Below are 19008 nucleotides of genomic sequence, written 5' to 3'. Positions count from 1 at the left end.
CATGAACGTCCTCGACGTCCGCGACCTCAGCCTGTCGATCGGTTCGACGCCGATCCTCAAGAACGTCAGCCTGTCCGTCGCCCCCGGCGAGATCCTCGGCCTGGTCGGCGAAAGCGGCTCGGGCAAGTCCATGACCGCCCTGGCCGTGCTGGGCCTGACCCCGCCGCGCGCGACGATGTCCGGCGACATTCGTTTGAACGGCAAGATCATCTCCGGCGTCTCGGACGCCGTGATGCAGCAGGTGCGCGGCCGCGACGTGGGCGTCATCTTTCAGGAGCCGATGACGGCCCTGAACCCTGTCATGACCATCGGCGATCAGGTCGCCGAGACGGTGCGCGTGCACAGCCAGGCCTCGCGCAAGGCGGCGTTGGCCGTCGCTCGCGCCGTACTGGACCGCGTCGGGTTGCCCGCCGAGCGATTCCCGCTGAGCCGCTATCCGCATGAACTGTCAGGCGGCCAGAGACAACGCGTCGCCATCGCCATCGCCATCGCCCTGACTCCCAGGCTGCTGATCGCGGACGAGGCCACGGCCTCGCTGGACGTTACCGCCCAGGCTCAGGTGCTGAACCTGTTGAAACGACTGGCGCGCGAGGACGGCATGGGCCTGATCCTCATCACCCATGACCTGGCCGTCGCAGCCGAAACCGCCGACCGTCTGGCGGTGATGAAGGCCGGCGAACTGGTCGAGCAGGCGCCGATCGAACGTCTTCGAACCGGCATGACGCATCCCTATTCGCGCCGCCTTCTCGCCGATGCCGCCTATGTCCCCGCGCGCCACGGTCGCCCCCAGGCCGAGGCAGTCCCCGTGCTTCAGGTCGAGGGCCTGGTCCGCGAATACCCCGGCGCCCGCCCTCTCTTCGGCAGAGCCAAGCCCTTCCGCGCCGTCGATCAGGTCAGCCTGTCGATCCAACCGGGGGAAAGCGTCGGCCTGGTCGGTGAAAGCGGTAGCGGCAAGTCCACCCTGTTGCGCGCCATCCTCGCGTTGGAAGCGCCGCAGGCGGGCCGCGTCCAGGTCAAGGGCCGCAATATCACCGCAGCCAGAGGCGCCGCCCTGAAAGCCATCCGTCGCGACATCCAGGTGGTGTTCCAGGATCCCTATGGCGGTTTCGACCCGCGCTGGAAGGTCAGCGATCTGGTCGCCGAAAGCTTCCACCTGCTGGACGCGCGCCCCAGCCCGCTTGAGGCCCGTCGCCGCGTTGATGAAATGCTGGAGCGCGTAGGGCTGAACAGCAACGCCGCCGACCGCTACCCGCATGAGTTCTCAGGCGGCCAGCGCCAGCGCATCGCCATCGCCCGCGCCCTGATCACGGAGCCGTCGGTCATCTGCCTGGACGAGCCCGTGTCGGCGCTCGACGTCTCGGTGCGGGCCCAGGTGCTGGATCTGCTGGCCGAACTGTCGGAGCGCCTCGGTCTGTCCTATCTGTTTGTGACGCATGACCTGGCCGTGGCGCGGACGGTGACGGATCGGCTGCTGGTCATGCAGGCCGGCAAGATCGTCGAACAGGGCCTCACCGCCTCCGTCTTCGCCGCCCCGTCGCACCCCTATACGCAGAAACTTCTGGCGGCGACGCCGGATCTGGTCCGCAATAGCGCCCTGGATAAGGAAACCTTCGGATGAACCGCAGAACCGTCCTCGGCTCCGCCCTGATCGGCGCCGCCGCTTCCGCGACCGGAACCGCCGCAAGCGCCAAGCCTGCGGCTCAGAACGCCGCCCGCGCGTCCGGCCGCACCGGCCCGCTGAACCTGATCACCGACGTCGAGGGCATCAAGGTCGGTCAGGCCCATGACGCGGGCGTCCGTACCGGCGTCACCGTCATCCTCGCCGAAAAGCCCGCCACGGCCGCCGTGGACGTGCGCGGCGGCGGCCCCGCCGGACGCGAGACCGACGTGCTGCGCCCCGAAAACCTAGTGCAGGAGGTGGACGCCGTCATCCTGTCGGGCGGGTCGGTCTACGGCCTGGGCTCGGCCGACAGCGTCGCCGCCTGGATGGGCATGCGCGGGCGCGGCTACGGCATGGGCGGGGCGCCGGGCGTGCCCCCCTCGCCCATCATCCCGACCGCCTGCCTCTATGATCTGGCCAACGGCGGGAACAAGCAGTGGGAGATGGAGCCGCCCTATCGCCGCCTGTCGGTTCAGGCGCTGGAGGCCGCCGGCGACCGCTTCGACCTGGGCACGGCGGGCGCGGGCTACGGCGCCCAGGCGGGCGCACTGAAGGGCGGCGTCGGCTCGGCCTCGGCCGTCATGGTCTCGGGCTGGACGATCGGCGCCATCGTCGCGGTCAACAGCGTGGGCTCGGTCGTGGCGCCCGGGGGCAAGAGCTTCTGGGCCGCCCCCTATGAGATCGGCGACGAGTTCGGCGGCCTCGGCTCGTCCGGACTGCACGCCTCGGCTGAAGACTGGGGGGCGGCGAAATTTCGGCCTCAGCCGCGCGAGAACACCACCATCGCCTGCATCGCCACCGACGTGGCCCTTACCCGCGTGGAGCTTCAGCGCGTGGCCATCATGGCGCAGGACGGCATGGCCCGCGCCATCCGCCCCGCCCACGCGCCGTTCGACGGCGACACCCTGTTCAGCCTGTCCACCGGCAAGAAGGTCATCGAAGACCCCGCCGCCCGTCAGGTCGCCGTGGCGCAACTGGGCAACGTCGCCGCCGACGTCCTGGCCCGCGCCGTGGCGCGCGGCGTCTATCATGCGACCAACTATGAGGGCGTCACCGGCAAGACCTGGCGCGAGATGTAAACGGCGCCCCGCCTCTGATTCAGGCGCCCAGCCCGCGCATCACGCCGCTCCAATCCCGGGAAAAGACGGGAGTTGCGCGCGGTTCGCCTGAATCTGCGCGCCGCGTCCCGCCGATGCGTCACCCTGCCTTCTCGGTTCAGGCCGCGGAGGGATTTCAGACGATTCAGACGAATTGGACTCTGTTTTTTCGAGTCCGAACCTTCAGCCTTCCTCGACCCGCGACGCCGGGCGCTGCCTGACCGCCCGCGCAGGACGTCCGGCGTGGATGTCGCGGCCGCGCCGCTCGACCTCCTGCAGGATGACCGCCAGCTCCTTGTCGGTCAGGTGCTCGATGCCGATGAAGCCCGCATCGGCCTTCTTCACCGCATAGATCAGCTCGTCCATCTTGGCGTGCATGGCGGCGGCGTCGCGGTTCTGGGTGTTCTGGATCAGGAACACCATCAGGAAGGTGACGATGGTCGTGCCGGTGTTGATCACCAGCTGCCAGGTCTCGTTGAACTTGAACACCGGCCCCGTCACAGCCCAGATCAGCACCACCGCCAGGCAGACGATGAAGGTCCACGGCCGCCCCGCCAGCTTGGCCGTCGCGTTCGCCAGATGATTGAACAGCTTTTCCATTCCGGCGGAACGACGGCCGCAGGGCCGGGTTCCGCCGGATCAGAGTTCGCCTCAGTCCGCCTTCTGCGGCGCCCGCGTGCCGATCGTGCGATCCAGGAAGTCCAGATAGGTCCGCCACTGATGCAGCTGACGATCATTGCCGCGAATGCCGTGGCGCTGGCCCGGATAGAGCATCGTCTCGAAGGGGATGCTCTTTTCCTGCAAGGCGTTCAGCACCCGCGTGGTGTTCTCGAAGATGACGTTGTCGTCGGCCATGCCGTGCATCAGCAGCAGCCGCCCCGTCAGATTGTCGAGCCGGTTCACCACGTCCGAGGCGGCGTAGCCGTCCACATTGGCCTGAGGCGTCGACATGTACCGCTCGGTATAGGCGGTGTCGTACAGGCTCCACTCCGTCGGCGGCGCGCCCGCCAGGGCGGCGGCCAGCCCCATCTTCGGCTCGGTCAGGGCCATCAGGCTCATGAACCCGCCATAGGACCAGCCCATCATGGCGATGCGGCTGTCGTCGACATAGGGCAGCGAGCGCAGATAGTCCGCGCCGATGACCTGATCCGCGATCTCCGGCTGACCCATCTTCAGATAGAGGGCCTGTTTGAAGGCCGCCGAACGGTCGCCTTCGCCCCGGTTGTCCAGACGGAAGACAATGTAGCCAGCCTCGGTCAGCAACTGCGTCTTGGCCGGCTGCCAGGCGTTCTTCACCCCGCCGCCCGACGGCCCGCCATAGACCTCCATCACCACCGGATAGGTCTTGGACGGATCAAAACCCGGCGGCGTCGTCATCTGCCACATCAGCGTCTCGCCGTGGCTCTGCAGGGTTCCGAAGGTCGGCTTCTGCTGGCGCTCGGCATAGGGCCAGAAGGGATGGCCGGGCTGCAGCCTGTTCTCCTCGATCCAGCGCACGCGCTGGCCGTTGATCGAATAGAGCGCCGACTGCGCCGGGGTGTTCACGTCGCTGTAGTTGCCGACATAGGCCGTGCCGGTGTTGTTGACCGACGCGCTCCACCAGCCGCCGCGCGGGGTGACTTCCGTGGGGCTCAACGTCCGCTTGTAGCTGGCGCGGAACAGTTGCTGCTCGATCGGATATTCCCTGCCGTCGCGCATGGAGGCGGTGAAGAAGACCTCGCCCGTCTCCTGATTGACGCCGTCCAGCGCCTTGACCGGGTAGTCGCCGCGCGTGATCGGCCGCAGGCGGCGGCCGTCCTTGTTATGGAGATACAGGTGACGCCACCCGCTCTCCTCGCTGGACCAGATGAAGTTTCCGTCCTTCAGCGCCTTGAAGTCATGGGTGACGTTGACCCAGGCGTTCGAGGTCTGGCTGGCGATCACCCGGCTGGCGCCCGTGGCCGGATCGACGCTGAGCAGGTCCAGCCGCTTCTGGTCGCGCGACAGGCGTTGGACATAAGCGACCGAACCGTCCGCCGCCCAGTTCACCCGGCCCAGATAGATGTCGTTGTCGGCGCCCAGATCGACATTGACCCGCTGACCGCTCTGCACGTCCTGCACATAAAGCTCGACCACCGCGTTGGGCCGTCCGGCGCGGGGGTAGCGCTGCGAGATGACCGAGGCCCCGCCGCCCGTGATGTCCAGGCGCGGAATGACGTCGACCGTGCTCTCGTCCGTGCGTTGCAGGGCGATGTAGCGTTCGTTCGGGCTCCACCAATAGCCGGTGTCGCGGTCCAGCTCTTCCTGAGCGATGAACTCGGCCGTGGCCCAGGTGATCAGATCCTTGCCGTCCGTGGTGATGGCCTGTTCGGCGCCCGTCTCCAGATTGACCAGAAACAGGTTCTGATCGCGCACGAAGCTGACGAAGCCCCCCTTGGGCGACACCTTGGCGTCGATCTCATCGGCCGCCGTCTCGGTCAGACGCCGCACCGAGCCGTCGGCGCGGTTGGCCAGAAAGACGTCGCCTTCCAGCGGGGCCAGGATGTAGCGGCCCTGTTCGTCCCACGAATATTCGACCACGCCGCGCTGGGAAATCCGCATCCGCTCGCGCCGCGCCTTCTCGGCCTCGGACAATTCGCCCGCATCGGGGACCAGGGCGCGAGCGTCGATCAGCTTGAACGGCTCGCCCCCCTTCACCGGCGCGGCCCACAGGTCCAGCACGTCCACGTCGTCCTCGCGCGAGCGCAGGAAGGCGACCAGTTCGCCGTCGGGCGACAGACTGACCCCCTTGGCCACCGGCCCGGCCAGGGACGGATTGGCGAAAACCCGCTCGACCGTCAGGATCGAGGACGCGGGCGCCGTGGCGGCGGGCGGAGCCCCCGGCTGCGGCGAGGATTGTGCGAAGGCCGAGGTCGCAGCCATCAGGATCGTCGAGGCGAGAAGAAAAGTGCGCATGGCGGTGAAGCTAGAGACGGAATCTTCCGTCGTCATCCGCAAATCTTGTCGCGCTGCGACCCTCGCGAGACTTTCGCAACCGCCCGCGACGGCCTAGGTAGTCGCCATGTCTGACGCCTCCCTCTCCGCGCCGCCCGTCAAGGCCAGTCCGTTCCATGAGTTGGAAGTCCTGTGGGTCCGCCACTGGAACGAACAGTTGTTCAGCTTCGGCGTGAAGCGGCCCGAGGATTTCCGCTTCCGCTCGGGCGAGTTCGTCATGATCGGCTTGCCGGGCGAAGACGGCGGCAAGCCCGTGCTGCGCGCCTATTCCATCGCGTCGCCCTTCTGGGCCGAGGAACTGGAGTTCTTCTCCATCAAGGTCGAGGACGGCCCCCTGACCTCGCGCCTGCAGAAGATCGTCGCGGGCGACAGCGTCCTGATGGGCAAGAAGCCGACCGGCACCCTGGTTCTGGACGCCCTGACCGGCGGCGAACGTCTATGGCTGATCGGCACGGGCACGGGGCTGGCGCCGTGGCTGTCGGTCGCGCGCGATCCTGAGACCTATTCCCGCTTCAAGCAGGTCATCGTCTGCCACACGGTGCGCAATGTCGCCGACCTGGCCTACCGCGACTTCTTCAGCCACGAGATTCACGACGACCCGCTGATCGGCGACGAGGCCAAGGCCCAGCTGACCTATTATCCGACCGTGACGCGCGAGCGCTTCGAGACGCCGGGCCGCATCACCGACCGCATCAAGTCGGGCGACGTCTTCGCCGACCTGCAACTGCCCATCGGCTTCTCGCCCAACAGCGACCGCGTCATGCTGTGCGGCTCGATGGCCATGATCAAGGAGACCGGCGAACTGCTGGAATCCTACGGCCTGAAAGAAGGCTCGAACGCCGAACCCGGCGACTATGTTCTGGAGCGCGCCTTTGTCGGCTGACCTGATGACCTCTCCCGCCGCCGTCGCCATCGACACGCGCAAGGCCCCGGAAGACTGCGCCACCATGCTCGACGTGCGTCAGGGCGTGGACGCCCTGGACCGCGCCCTTGTGACCCTGCTGGCCGAGCGCCAGCGCTACATGGACGCCGCCGCCCGCATCAAGCCGAACCGCGACGCCGTCTTCGACCAGGCCCGCATCGACGACGTGGTGGCCAAGGTGCTGAAGGCGGCCGCGCCCGCCGGCCTGTCGCCCGACATCGCCGAGCCGGTCTGGCGCCTGCTGATCGACCGCTGCATCGCCCACGAGTTCGGAACCTGGGACAAGACGCGGGTCTGACGACCTTTCAGCCCTTCAGGCTCTTCAACGCCAGTTCATGGCGATAGGCCGCCACATCGGCCAGGGCCGCATCCAGCGCCGTCTTCACCCGCTCCAGCCCGGCGGCCGCGGCGGATTGCTCGCCGAACTCCACCTCTTCGCAGACCTGGGCCAGGGCCTTGGCCCCGATGCCCGCCCCGGCGCCGCGGATGGTGTGAACGGCGTCGCGCCAGCCCTCGCTGGAGGCGTCCAGCATGGCCGACCACATGCGGGCCTGTTCGGCGAACAGGCCCAGCACTTCTTCCGTCACATCATCCATGCCCGCCGTCATGGCTTCGAGGACGGTGAAATCCACCGCCCCCGACAGGTCGCGTCTCGCCATCAGGCCTCGGCCTCTTCGCCCTTGGCCAGGCGCGAGTTGCGCGACGACCACAGCAGGTAGAGAGCCAGGCCGAACAGGTTCCACAGCAGGAAGTAGAGCTGCGTCGAGCTCTTCAGGCTGAAGAAGAAGACGATGCAGCCGATGATGGCGATGCCGCCGACCAGCCACCACAGCGGCGCCTTGAACTTGCGCTCGCGGTTCGGTTCACGCACGCGCAGCACGATCAGGCTGACGCCCACGGCCATGAAGGCCATCAGGGTGCCGGCGTTGGCCAGCGAGGCCAGTTCGTCCAGACGCATGATGCCGGCCAGGAAGGCCACGACAATGGCGGTGAAGATCGTCACCACGGCCGGAACGCCGCGCTTGGATATCTTGGCTAGGCGGTTGGGCAGCAGGCCGTCGCGCGACATGCCCAGGAAGATGCGGCTCTGGCCGAACAGGAAGGCCAGCAGCACGGTCGGCAGGGCGATCACGGCGGCGGCGGCGATCCACTGGGCGGCGACGCCCTGGCCCAGGCCGCGCATGATGTGCGCCAGCGGCTCGGGACTGTCGGCGAAGCTGGCGACCGGCGCAGCGCCGATCGCAGCGGCGGCCACGGCGATATACAGCACGGTGCAGACCACCATCGAGCCGACGATGCCGATGGCCAGGTCGCGCTCGGGCTTCTTGGTCTCTTCAGCCGCCGTGGCGATGGCGTCAAAGCCGTAGAAGGCGAAGAAGATGATGGCCGCAGCCGCCATGACCCCCGTCTGTACGAAGGGCGCGCCGAAGCCGTGCGGCATGAAGGGGGTGAAGTTGGCCGTATCGAAGTGCGGCATGGCGATGGCCACGAACACCACCAGGGCGGCGATCTTCACGAACACCAGCACGGCGTTCAGCGTGGCGCTTTCCTTCGTGCCCAGCAGCAGCAGGCCGGTCACGATGGCGATGATGAAGATGGCCGGCAGGTTGATCAGCCCGCCCTCGACGTGCGGTCCCACGGTCAGGGCGAACGGCAGGTCGATACCCAGTCCGGCCAGGAAGGGCACGGCATAGCCGGACCAGCCGACGGCCACCGTCGACACCACCAGCGAATACTCCAGGATCAGGCTCCACCCCACGACCCAGGCGAAAATCTCGCCCAACGCGGCGTAGGAATAGGTATAGGCGCTGCCCGAAGCGGGCATGATCGTCGAAAGCTCGGCGTAGGCCAGGGCCGCGCAAGCGCACACCAGACCGGCCAGGGCGAAGCTGATCAGCACCGCCGGACCCGCCAGACCCGCCCCGACGCCGATCAGCGTCAGGATGCCGGTTCCGACGATGGCGCCGACGCCCAGCGCCATAAGATGCGGCCAACCCAGGGTTTTCTTGAGCCCCGGCCCCGAATGCGGGGCCAGCATCGCGTCGATCGAGCGCCGACGGTTCCAGAACGCCATAATCTTTACTCCCCCTCGCCGCGTCTTCTCGGCGGCTGATTCAAGGCGCGACCTTAGCGCGCGATGCAATCGCGATAAAAGACGCATTTGGCGCTTGCACCCGAGACCGGTCCTGAGTAATAGGAGCGCCCTTCGCCGAGGCCATCAACGCCGCCGCGAAGGACCGGCGCCACACCAAGGGCGCAGACGACGGTACGGGTGATTAGCTCAGTTGGTAGAGCAGCTGACTCTTAATCAGCGGGTCCACAGTTCGAACCTGTGATCACCCACCATCGTCTCCTTCTTTTCATATGTTGAATGATCGTCGCGCCTCGGCGCGAGGCCATCCGGCTGCGCCCGGTTTCTGCTAGAAGGCGGACATGTCTGACACCGCCTCGATTCCCGCCGCCCCTTCCTCGTATGGCCCGCTTCACGGCGTGCGCGTGCTGGACCTGTCGCGGGTTCTGGCCGGGCCGTGGGCGACGCAGACGCTGGCGGACCTGGGGGCCGAGGTCATCAAGATCGAACGGCCGGACGCGGGCGACGACACCCGCCACTGGGGCCCGCCCTTCACCACCACGGCTGAGGGACAGCCCGGCGACGCCGCCTATTTCCTGTGCGCCAACCGAGGCAAGAAGTCGGTCGAGCTGGACATCGCCAGCCCTGAAGGCGCCGAAGCCGTGCGCCGTTTGGCTGCGACCTGCGACGTGGTGGTCGAGAACTTCAAGACCGGCGGGCTGAAGAAGTACGGACTAGACTACGCCTCGCTGGCGGCGGTCAATCCGAAGCTGGTCTATTGCTCCATCACCGGCTTCGGCCAGGACGGGCCGGACGCGCACCGGGCGGGCTACGACTATATGATCCAGGCCATGGGCGGGCTGATGTCCATCACCGGCCAGCCGGACGGCGCGCCGGGCGCCGAGCCGATGAAGGTCGGGGTGGCGGTCGTGGACCTGTTCACCGGCCTGTACGCCTCCAACGCCATCCTGGCGGCCTTGTGGCACGCGCGAGCGACGGGCGAAGGCCAGCACGTCGACATCGCCCTGTTCGACGTTCAGGCGGCCATGCTGGCGAACCAGGCGACCAACTACTTCGTATCGGGCAAGGCGCCGACGCGGATGGGCAACGCCCACCCCAATCTGGCCCCCTATCAGCCCTTCCCATGTTCGGACGGCATGGTGATCATCGCCGTAGGCAACGACAGCCAGTTCCGCGCCCTGTGCGGCGCCCTGGGGCTAGAGGTTGAGGATCGCTTCGCCACCAACGCCCTGCGCGTCGCCAACCGCGAGGCGCTAGGATCGCTGATCGCCGCGAAGACGCAAGGCTTCACCATGCAGGGGCTGATGCAGGCGCTTGAGGCGGCGGGCGTGCCCTGCGGCCCGGTCAACACCATCGACCAGGTGTTCGAGGAGCCCCAGGCCATCCATCGCGGCCTGACGGTCGAGCAGACGCGGCCCGACCTGGCCCATCCCGTCCGCACTGTGGCTTCGCCCATCCGCCTTTCGAAGACGCCGGTGCGCTATGACGCCCCGCCGCCGAAGCTGGGGCAGGATACGGATGCTGTGTTGAAAGCGTTGAAGACGGAGGGGTGACGCCTCCCCCCCCTCTCTCAGGCCGTCATTCTCGGGCTTGGCCCGAGAATCCAGCAAGCACGACGGCGACCGCATCGACCCATGCCTGTTCAAAGGTTGAAGGGCTGGATTCTCGGGTCAAGCCCGAGAATGACGGCGAGGCAGGGATGAGCGCGGTGTTTGGCTCAGCTGACCTGCCGCTTCTCCAGCTTCCGCGCTAGGGTGCGGCGGTGCATGCCCAGGCGACGCGCGGTCTCGGAGATGTTGAAGTCGGTCTCGGCCAGCACCTCGTGGATGCGCTCCCACTCCAGCGTCTTGATCGAGGTCGAGCGCGCCGTCAGAGGCGCATCGGGATCGCCCGCCTCGCGGCCGAAGGCGGCCTCGATGGCGTCGGTGCCGGCGGGCTTGGCGAGGTAGTGCCGCGCGCCCAGCTTGATCGCCTCAACCGCCGTGGCGATGCTGGCGAAGCCCGTCAGCACCACGATCACCAGGTCGGGATCAAAGGCGTGCAGCGTCTGCACGCAGGTCAGGCCTGACGCGGTTCCCAGCTTCAGATCCACCACGGCGTAATCAGGATGGTGCGTCTTCAGCAGTTCGACCATCTGGTCATGGCTATGAGCCGAGACGACCTGATAGCCGCGTCGCTCGAAAGATCGGCGCAGAGTGCGCGAAAAGGACTCGTCGTCCTCGACGATCAGAAGCTGGCGGGGCTCGTCGGTCATCTCATTCCCTCTTTCCCGGCCCCTCATTTCGGAGCCAGGGCGTCGATCGGCAAGGTCAGGCGCACCATGGCCCCCTGCCCGCCTTCCTGCTTTCTGGAACGGTTCACGGCCACCACCGTCCCGCCCAACTTGCGTATCACATTCACCAGCAGGAATAGGCCCAGGCCCGAGCCCGCCCGCGCCTTGGTCGACTGATAGGGCTGGCCCAGCTTCTCGAGGATCGCCGACGAGAAGCCCGGACCGTCGTCCTCGAAGGCGATGAACAACCCGCCCGCGTCGGCGGCGGCCCGAACCTCCAGATTCCGCGCCCCAGCCTCGTGGGCGTTGTCCAAAAGCGCGCTGAACACCTGTTTCAGCGCCGGATCGGCGATAATGGGCGGATTGCCAGGCGTCGGGCCGTCTAAGGTCACGCGCATGACCTCGCCCGCCTTGTCGGACCATTCCGCAATGATCTCCTGCAGGAAGGCTTTCAAGGTGGTGACGGTGGGCGCCTCGCCCCGCGCCTCTCCCGCCGACATCAGGATGTTGGTGACGATGGATTTGCAGCGCTCGACCTCGGCCTGCATCTGCTCGATGTCCTGCACCATATCCTCGTCGCGGTTCAGCGCGGGCATCCGTCGCCAGTCGCTGAGAATAACCGACAGCGAGGCGAGCGGCGTGCCCAGCTCATGCGCCGCGCCCGAAGCCAGCAGCCCCATGCGCACGATGTGGTCCTGTTCCGCCGCCTGCTGCCGCGCCTCGGCCAGATAGGCGTCGCGGGCGCGCACGTTCTGGCTGGTGCGGGTGACGAAGGCCACCAGCAGCACGGCGATCAGGATGAAGTTGATCAGGGCGCCCTGCTGGATCAGGCCCAACCGCGCGTCAGCTCCGGCAGGCAGGTCCAGCGGCTGACGCCACACCGCCAGAAAGGCCAGGCAGGCGCCCGTCGCCAGCACGAAGCCCCAGGCGTAGACCGGCCGCAGCAGCACCGCCGCCAGCACCACCTGCATCAGGTAAAGGGCCGCAAAGGGATTGGCCGCCCCGCCGCTGAAGTAGAGCAGCCAGCTCAACGCCGCCACGTCGACGCACAGGGCCAGCAGGATCTCCGGGTCGGTGACGACCTTGCGCCGCAGGGTCACCGGCGCGCTGACCAGATTCATCACCGCCAGCGCCGTCGGCGCCAGCAGCAGCGGCCCTAGCGGGACGCTGATCTTCAGACCCCAGTGGACGATGACGATGGTCGCCACCTGACCGATCACCGCCAGCCACCTCAGCTGGATCAGCAGCAGCATGTTGCGCCGTCCGGCCGCGCCCGGCGACACCGGCGTCTCGGCGTTGGCGTCCATGCCCAGAACGGTGCGGAAGAAGCGGTTCAAAGCCTCAGCTTGCATCAACGTCCCCCTGCCCTGCGGCGCCGCTCGTCGCGCAGCCACAGAACGGCGCCGCCCGCCGACATCAGCGCCAGACCGAACCAGGTCAGGGCGTAAACCAGATGGCTGTTGGCGAACCGCACCACCGTCAGCCCGCCGCGCGGCCAGCCGCCGGGATTGGGCGTTGCGTCCGCGTCGATGAAATAGGGCGCGATGGGGCCGCTCAGCTGCTTGGCCTCAGCGATCGCGGCCACGTCGCGCGAGAACCAGCGGTCGCCCGCCGGATCGTTGTCGCGCAGGAAGCCGCCCTTGGGCTCGCTGATCCGCAACAGGCCGGTGACGGACACCGGCCCTTCGACCTGACCCTCAGCGCGGCTTTCGGGCGCGGCGCGCTCGGCCGGGACAAAGCCTCGGTTGATCAAGACGGTGAAGCCGCGCGCGTCCGTCAACGGCGTCACGACCCAGAAACCCGGCCCCAGGTCCGTCACCGCCTTCACCCGCACCTCGCGGTCATGGGCGAAGCGGCCGCTGGCGATGACGCGGCGGTACTGGTCCGCCTCGCGCGTCACGGCGCCGAACCCTTGCGGCCCCGGCGCGGGAACAGGATCCGCGTGGATGCGGCTGTCGACCTGACGGATCAGCTCCTGCTTCCACGCCAGGCGCTGGACCTGCCAGACGCCCAGCGCCGAAAAGCCCGCGATCAGTACGGCGAACGCCGCCAGTCCCGCGACCGTTCGACGGCGTGACGCCGGACGGGCGGCGGGTTCAGGGGCCGACGATGACGTCAAGCGGCGTCTCCGCGTGCGAGAGGGCTCAGCCCATCCCCTGCATGTCGTGGACGGGCATCATGTTGGTGTTCAGGTGATACATGACCCAGACCGAACCGGCGACGGCGATGACCACGATCACCAGGGTGAAGATCAGCGCCAGCATGTTCCATCCGCCCTCGGACTTATGGTTCATGTGCAGGAAGAAGATCATGTGGACCACGATCTGCACCACGGCGAAGGCGGTGATGACCAGGCCCGTCAGCTGCGGCGCCAGAACCCCGGCCATGACCAGCCAGAACGGAATGGCGGTCAGCACGACCGACAGGGCGAACCCGATCAGATAGCCCTTGTAGGTGCCGTGATCGTGGTCATCGCCGTGGTGATCGTCGTGATGGTCCACGGCGTGCTCATTGTGGGCTTCAGCGCTCATCGCAGCATCCCGAACAGATAGACGAAGGTGAAGACGCCGATCCAGATGACGTCGAGGAAGTGCCAGAACAGGCTCAGGCACATGAGGCGGCGCTTGTTGGCCTGGATCAGACCCTTCTGACCCACCTGGATCATCAGGGTGACCAGCCAGATGATGCCGAAGGTGACGTGCAGGCCGTGCGTGCCCACCAGGATGAAGAAGGCCGACAGGAAGCCGCTGCGCTGGGGCGTGGCGCCCAGGTGGATCATGTGGGCGAACTCATAGAGCTCGATCCCCAGGAAGCACAGGCCGAACAGGCCGGTGACTGCAAGCCAGACCTGCGTCTGCGCCACCTTGTTGCGGTACATCGCCAGCATGGCGAAGCCGTAGGTGATCGACGAGAACAGCAGCATCGACGTGTTCACCGCCACCAGCGGCAGGTCGAACAGATCCTTGGGCGCCGGGCCCGCCGCATAGTTGCCGCCCAGCACGGCGTAGACGGCGAACAGGATCGCAAAGATGAGGCAATCGCTCATCAGATACATCCAGAAGCCCAGCATGGTGCTGTGGCCTTCCGGGTGGTGCGGCTCCTCTACCGGGTGGAAGATCGGCCGCCCGGCGTCGTCGACATAGTCGGGGTTGAGGGAAGGTGCGTGGCTCATCGGATCACCCCTGCGTCGCCGCTGCGGCCGCCAGGGCCTTGGTGCGCGCGTCCTCGGTCGCCTGAACCGTCTCGGCCGGGATGTAGTAGTCGCGCTTGTAGTTGAAGGTGTGGAAGATGGCGTAGCCGATCAGCGCCGCGAAGCTCGCCGCCGCCAGCCACCAGATGTACCAGATCAGCGCAAAGCCCAGGATCAGCGACAACACCGACAGGATGAACCCAGCCCCCGTGTTGGACGGCATGTGGATCGGCTTGAAGCCAGCGGTCGGACGCTCATAGCCGCGCGCCTTCATGTCCCACCAGGCGTCTCCGTCGTGGATGATCGGCGTCTTGGCGAAGTTGTAGTCCGGCGGCGGCGAAGAGGTGGCCCACTCCAGGGTGCGGCCGTGCCAGGGATCGCCCGTCTCATCGCGCAGCTTGTCACGGTTGATGATGCTGACGGCGAACTGGATCAGCATGGCCAGCACGCCGACGCCGATGATCGCCACGCCCACGCCCGCGATGATGAACCAGATCTGATAGGCCGGATCGTCGAAGACCCGCATCCGCCGCGTCACGCCCATGAAGCCCAGGACATACAGCGGCATGAAGGCCATCCAGAAGCCGACCACCCAGCACCAGAAGCTGACCAGCCCCCACTTCTTCTCCAGCTTGAAGCCGAAGGCCTTGGGCCACCAGTAGTTGATGGCGGCGAAAAGGCCGAACAGCACCCCGCCGATGATGACGTTGTGGAAGTGGGCGATCAGGAACAGGGAGTTGTGCAGCACGAAGTCCGCCGGCGGCACCGCCAGCATGACGCCCGTCATCCCGCCGATCACGAAGGTCAGCATGAAGGCGACCGTCCACATCATCGGCAGCTCGAAGCGGATGCGGCCGCGGTACATGGTGAACAGCCAGTTGAACAACTTGGCCCCTGTCGGGATCGAGATGATCATCGTCGTGATCCCGAAGAAGGAGTTCACGGACGCGCCCGAGCCCATGGTGAAGAAGTGGTGCAGCCACACCAGGTAGGACAGGATGGTGATGACCACCGTCGCATAGACCATGGAGGTGTAGCCGAAGAGCTTCTTGCCCGAGAAGGTCGAGGTCACTTCGGAGAAGACGCCGAACAGCGGCAGGATCAGGATGTAGACCTCGGGGTGGCCCCAGATCCAGATCAGGTTCACGTACATCATCGGGTTGCCGCCGAAGTCGTTCGTGAAGAAGTTGGTGCCCACGTAACGGTCCGCCGACAGCAGGACCAGCGTCGCCGTCAGGATCGGGAAGGAGGCGACGATCAGGACGTTGGCGCACAGCGAGGTCCAGGTGAAGACCGGCATCTTCATCAGGCCCATGCCCGGCGCGCGCATCTTCACGATGGTGGCGATCAGGTTGATGCCGGACAGGGTGGTCCCTACCCCCGCGACCTGCAGCGCCCAGATATAATAATCAACCCCGACGCCGGGGCTGTAGCCGATGCCCGACAGCGGCGGATAGGCCAGCCAGCCGGTGCGCGCGAACTCGCCGATGAACAGCGAGGCCATGACCAGCACGGCCCCCATCGTCGTCATCCAGAAGCTGAAGTTGTTCAGGAAGGGGAAGGAGACGTCCCGCGCCCCGATCTGCAACGGCACCAGATAGTTCATCAGGCCGGTGATCATCGGCATGGCCACGAAGAAGATCATGATCACGCCGTGGGCGGTGAAGATCTGGTCATAGTGGTGGGCGTTCAGATAGCCCTCGGACCCGCCGAAGGCCATGGCCTGCTGGATCCGCATCATGATGGCGTCAGCGAAACCGCGCAGGAACATGACCAGACCCAGGATCATGTACATGATCCCGATCTTCTTGTGGTCCACGGTCGTGAACCACTCCTTCCAGAGATAGCCCCACAGCTTGTAGCGGGTGAGCAGGGCCAGCACCCCCAGCCCGCCGATGACGACGACGGCGAAGGTGGCGACCAGAATGGGCTCGTGGAACGGAAGCGAGTCCCAGTTCAACCGACCCAGAAGCGGCGATGTGGTTTGTTCGACAGTCATGATCGTTCAGGCGCTCAGGATTGCGACGCGGCGGGCGCGGACGCCGTGGAAGGCGCGGAGAAGAGGGAGGCGAAACGCTCGCCCTGTTCGGATCGGCCGGGACGTTGCAGCCCCTGCCCCATGACCCGGTTCAGCGGGGTGTCGCGGGCGACGTCCTCGCCGAAGGCCTGACGGCGGCGGGCGGCCTCGACGGCGGCGGCCTCGGCTTCCAGCGGGGTGCAGATCGTCAGCACATAGGACTCGCCCGCGCCGAAGACGGCGTCGCCGCGACGGGCGTATTTGTCATAGACCAGCGGCAGGGTGTTCTTGACCGCCGCCAGACCCAGCCCCCCCTTGCGGTCGATGTCCATCATCTCGCCCATGCACATCTTGCCCGGCTCGACGCACATATTGACCACAGCGTCGAACAGGCGGTCGTCGACCGAGGCGTAGTGCAGGACCGGCACCTTCTCGCTGGGCTTCTCCAGCTCCAGATAGGTCTCGCGGTCCAGACCCTGCCCGGCGGCGCGCACGCTCGCGACCCACTGGTCGAACCCGGCCTGATCCAGACCATGGAAGGCGAAACGCATGTTCGAGAAGCCGTCGCCGGAATAGTTGGCCGAGAAGCCGACGTATTCGCCCGGACGGTTGATGACGGCGTGCAGCTTCGTCTCCATGCCCGGCATGGCGTAGATCTGACCGGCCAGGGCGGGGATGTAGAAGGAGTTCATCACCCCGGTCGAGGTGATGTGGAAGCGGATCGGCCGATCAACCGGCGCGGCCAGCTCGTTCACCGTGGCGATGCCGTACTCGGGGTAGATGAACAGCCACTTCCAGTCCATCGCCACCACCTCGACCTGCAGCGGACGGTGATCCTCGGGAACGGCCTTGCCCTCGGCGATGCGGTCCAGCGGACGATAGGGGTCCAGCAGGTGCGTCCCGGCCCAGGTGATGGCGCCCAGGCAGATGATGATCAACAGCGGCGCGGCCCAGATCACCAGCTCCAGATGGGTCGAGTGGTCCCAGTCCGGCTCGTACCGGGCTTCCCGGTTCGATTCCCGATATTTCCAGGCGAAGAAGACGATCATCGCCATCACCGGAATGACGATGATCAGCATCAGCGCCACCGACCAGACCAGCAGGTCGCGCTGCTGGGCGGCGATGTCGCCGGCGGGCGCCAGGACCACGGCCTCGCAGCCGGGCAGCAGGGCCAGAAGGGGCAACAGCAACAGGGGGCGCAGTCGGCGCACGGCGGCTCCAGTCGAGGTTCGAGGCAAGGGCACGGTCATCGTGCAGGCCCCGTAACCCCGCCCCCGAACAGGCGACATTGGACAATCTGCCCTATCCCCTGCTCCGACCATCGGGAGCAAAGGGGCTGTTTCAACATTCTATTGTCGCGGGCGCGCGTGCGCCCCGGTTCCTGGAGCCTCATCGGTCATGAACGCAGCCAGCGGCGCGCCTTCTTCAGAGCCCCTCGAACGGGACGCCAGCCGGATCAACGCGCGAGACGGCAAAATCGACGCGGGCGAAATCGCCATCGGCGTCATCATCGGCCGGACGTCGGAATTCTTCGACTTCTTCGTCTACGCCATCGCCTCGGTCGTGGTCTTCCCGCAGCTGGTCTTCCCCTATGCGGGACCGCTGGGCGGGACGTTGCTGTCCTTCGCCGTCTTCGCCGTGGCCTTCATCGCCCGGCCGTTCGGCACCGCCCTGTTCATCGCCATCGACCGGCGCTTCGGGCGCGGGACCAAGCTGACCATCGCCCTGTTCCTGCTGGGACTGTCGACGGTCTGCCTGGGCTTCCTGCCGGGGCACGCGCAGGTCGGCCACTGGTCGGCCGCCATGCTGATCGCCCTGCGGATCGGTCAGGGCGTGGCCCTGGGCGGCGCCTGGGACGGCATGGCCTCGCTTCTGGCCGTCGCCGCGCCCGAGAAGCGGCGCGGCTGGTACGCCATGGCGCCGCAATTGGGCGCGCCCTTCGGCCTGATCGTGGCCAGCGCCCTGTTCGCCTACTTCCTCAGCAAGCTGTCGGCCGCCGACTTCATGGACTGGGGCTGGCGCTATCCGTTCTTCGTGGCCTTCGCCATCAACGTGGTTGCCCTGTTCGCGCGCCTGCGCATCGTGGTGACGCCGACCTTCCAGGCCGCCTTCAAGACGCTGGAGCTGCACCCCACGCCCGTGACCAAGGCCGTGCGCGAGGAAGGCGGAAGCATCGTCATCGGCGCCTTCGCCCCCCTGGCCAGCTTCGCCATGTTCCACATGGTGACGGTGTTCCCGCTGTCGTGGGTCTTCCTCTACACGGACGAGGCGCCCAGCCGCTTCCTGATGATCGAACTGATCGGCGCCGTCTTCGGCCTGTTCGCCATCATGGCCTCGGGCTGGCTGGCCGACCGCTACGGCCGCCGCGCCCTGATGGCCGTCACGGCCGCGGGCATCGCCGCCTTCTCGGGCTTTGCGCCCCAGCTTCTGGACGGCGGCCCGGCGGGCGAGCTGACCTATATGATCCTGGGCTTCATCCTGCTGGGCCTGTCGTTCGGTCAGGCGTCCGGCTCGATCGCCTCCAGCTTCAGCCTGACCAACCGCTACACCGCCTCGGCCCTGACGTCGGATCTGGCCTGGCTGTTCGGCGCGGGCTTCGCCCCGCTGGCGGCGCTGGCGCTGTCGGGCAAGTTCGGCCTGGTGGCGGGCGGCGCCTATCTGCTGTCGGGCGCCGTCTGCACCCTGCTGGCCCTGTGGCTGAACCGCGAACTGGCCAAGGGCAACGCGGGCGCCAAGGCGTAAGGTTTTTCTCCCCCACCTGAACAGAAGGGGCGCGGCCTGCCGG

At 66.9% G+C, this 19008-nt stretch carries 17 protein-coding genes and 1 tRNA gene; 7 read left to right on the top strand and 11 right to left on the bottom strand.

Features of this window, described 5'->3' with window-relative positions:
• Position 1 precedes the first annotated feature (1 nt).
• Together ABC419_RS06520 and ABC419_RS06515 are read left to right on the top strand one after the other, a co-directional pair.
• Complete coding sequence (locus ABC419_RS06520; RefSeq protein WP_412875961.1) at positions 2–1618, top strand: ABC transporter ATP-binding protein; 1617 nt, start codon at positions 2–4, stop codon at positions 1616–1618.
• The gene (locus ABC419_RS06515; protein WP_412875962.1) at positions 1615–2739 is read left to right on the top strand and encodes a P1 family peptidase; all 1125 of its coding nucleotides are present in this window, start codon (positions 1615–1617) and stop codon (positions 2737–2739) included. Before ABC419_RS06520 ends, ABC419_RS06515 begins: the two co-directional genes overlap by 4 nt.
• Before the next feature lie 201 nt (positions 2740–2940).
• Here the strand turns inward: ABC419_RS06515 and ABC419_RS06510 are convergent, their stop codons facing one another.
• On the bottom strand, positions 2941–3357 hold the full coding sequence (locus tag ABC419_RS06510; protein WP_200215777.1) for a low affinity iron permease family protein: 417 nt from the start codon (positions 3355–3357) through the stop codon (positions 2941–2943).
• Positions 3358–3408: 51 nt separating this feature from the next.
• Positions 3409–5727, bottom strand: coding sequence for a S9 family peptidase (locus ABC419_RS06505; RefSeq protein WP_412875963.1), 2319 nt, complete (start codon positions 5725–5727; stop codon positions 3409–3411).
• 70 nt (positions 5728–5797) lie between these two features.
• Between ABC419_RS06505 and ABC419_RS06500 the strand changes: the two genes are divergently transcribed.
• Positions 5798–6613: a ferredoxin--NADP reductase gene (locus ABC419_RS06500; protein WP_412875964.1), complete on the top strand. Its 816-nt coding sequence runs from the start codon at positions 5798–5800 to the stop codon at positions 6611–6613.
• Positions 6614–6617: 4 nt separating this feature from the next.
• Complete coding sequence (locus ABC419_RS06495; protein WP_200165756.1) at positions 6618–6950, top strand: chorismate mutase; 333 nt, start codon at positions 6618–6620, stop codon at positions 6948–6950.
• A 7-nt stretch (positions 6951–6957) separates the two neighbouring features.
• On the opposite strand, the gene ABC419_RS06490 is transcribed toward ABC419_RS06495, so the two are convergent.
• Positions 6958–7311, bottom strand: a complete 354-nt coding sequence (locus tag ABC419_RS06490; RefSeq protein WP_200165758.1) for an Hpt domain-containing protein — start codon at positions 7309–7311, stop codon at positions 6958–6960.
• Positions 7311–8726 carry an amino acid permease gene (locus tag ABC419_RS06485; RefSeq protein ID WP_200165760.1) on the bottom strand — a complete coding sequence of 472 codons (1416 nt, stop codon included), beginning with the start codon at positions 8724–8726 and terminating at the stop codon, positions 7311–7313. Before ABC419_RS06485 ends, ABC419_RS06490 begins: the two co-directional genes overlap by 1 nt.
• A 196-nt stretch (positions 8727–8922) precedes the next feature.
• On the opposite strand from ABC419_RS06485, the gene ABC419_RS06480 reads away from it, so the two are divergent.
• Positions 8923–8998, top strand: a tRNA-Lys gene (locus ABC419_RS06480).
• 87 nt (positions 8999–9085) lie between these two features.
• Positions 9086–10297, top strand: coding sequence for a CaiB/BaiF CoA transferase family protein (locus tag ABC419_RS06475; protein ID WP_412875965.1), 1212 nt, complete (start codon positions 9086–9088; stop codon positions 10295–10297).
• A gap of 164 nt (positions 10298–10461) precedes the next feature.
• Here ABC419_RS06475 and ABC419_RS06470 read toward each other — a convergent pair whose 3' ends face one another.
• Genes ABC419_RS06470 through cyoA form a run of 7 tightly spaced genes read right to left on the bottom strand, consistent with a single transcriptional unit; the run spans position 10462 to position 17434 of the window.
• Entirely contained in the window at positions 10462–10998 is a 537-nt protein-coding gene (locus ABC419_RS06470; protein ID WP_087141195.1) for a response regulator transcription factor, read from the bottom strand.
• 23 nt (positions 10999–11021) lie between these two features.
• Positions 11022–12368, bottom strand: coding sequence for an ATP-binding protein (locus tag ABC419_RS06465; RefSeq protein WP_412875966.1), 1347 nt, complete (start codon positions 12366–12368; stop codon positions 11022–11024).
• Entirely contained in the window at positions 12368–13135 is a 768-nt protein-coding gene (locus ABC419_RS06460; RefSeq protein WP_412875967.1) for an SURF1 family protein, read from the bottom strand. Before ABC419_RS06460 ends, ABC419_RS06465 begins: the two co-directional genes overlap by 1 nt.
• 25 nt (positions 13136–13160) lie before the next feature.
• On the bottom strand, positions 13161–13547 hold the full coding sequence (cyoD, locus tag ABC419_RS06455) for a cytochrome o ubiquinol oxidase subunit IV (protein WP_412875968.1): 387 nt from the start codon (positions 13545–13547) through the stop codon (positions 13161–13163).
• Complete coding sequence (gene cyoC, locus ABC419_RS06450) at positions 13544–14188, bottom strand: cytochrome o ubiquinol oxidase subunit III (RefSeq protein WP_313574232.1); 645 nt, start codon at positions 14186–14188, stop codon at positions 13544–13546. Before cyoC ends, cyoD begins: the two co-directional genes overlap by 4 nt.
• A 4-nt stretch (positions 14189–14192) precedes the next feature.
• Positions 14193–16205, bottom strand: coding sequence for a cytochrome o ubiquinol oxidase subunit I (gene cyoB, locus ABC419_RS06445; RefSeq protein ID WP_412875969.1), 2013 nt, complete (start codon positions 16203–16205; stop codon positions 14193–14195).
• 14 nt (positions 16206–16219) lie between these two features.
• Positions 16220–17434, bottom strand: coding sequence for a ubiquinol oxidase subunit II (gene cyoA, locus ABC419_RS06440; RefSeq protein WP_412875970.1), 1215 nt, complete (start codon positions 17432–17434; stop codon positions 16220–16222).
• 187 nt (positions 17435–17621) lie between these two features.
• On the opposite strand from cyoA, the gene ABC419_RS06435 reads away from it, so the two are divergent.
• Entirely contained in the window at positions 17622–18965 is a 1344-nt protein-coding gene (locus tag ABC419_RS06435; protein WP_412875971.1) for an MFS transporter, read from the top strand.
• Positions 18966–19008 lie beyond the last annotated feature (43 nt).

The sequence above is a fragment of the Brevundimonas phoenicis genome (assembly GCF_047237745.1).
Classification (GTDB): Bacteria; Pseudomonadota; Alphaproteobacteria; order Caulobacterales; family Caulobacteraceae; genus Brevundimonas.
The sequence above is the reverse complement of the archived record's forward strand: the minus strand, read 5'-3'. Positions and strand labels throughout refer to the sequence as shown.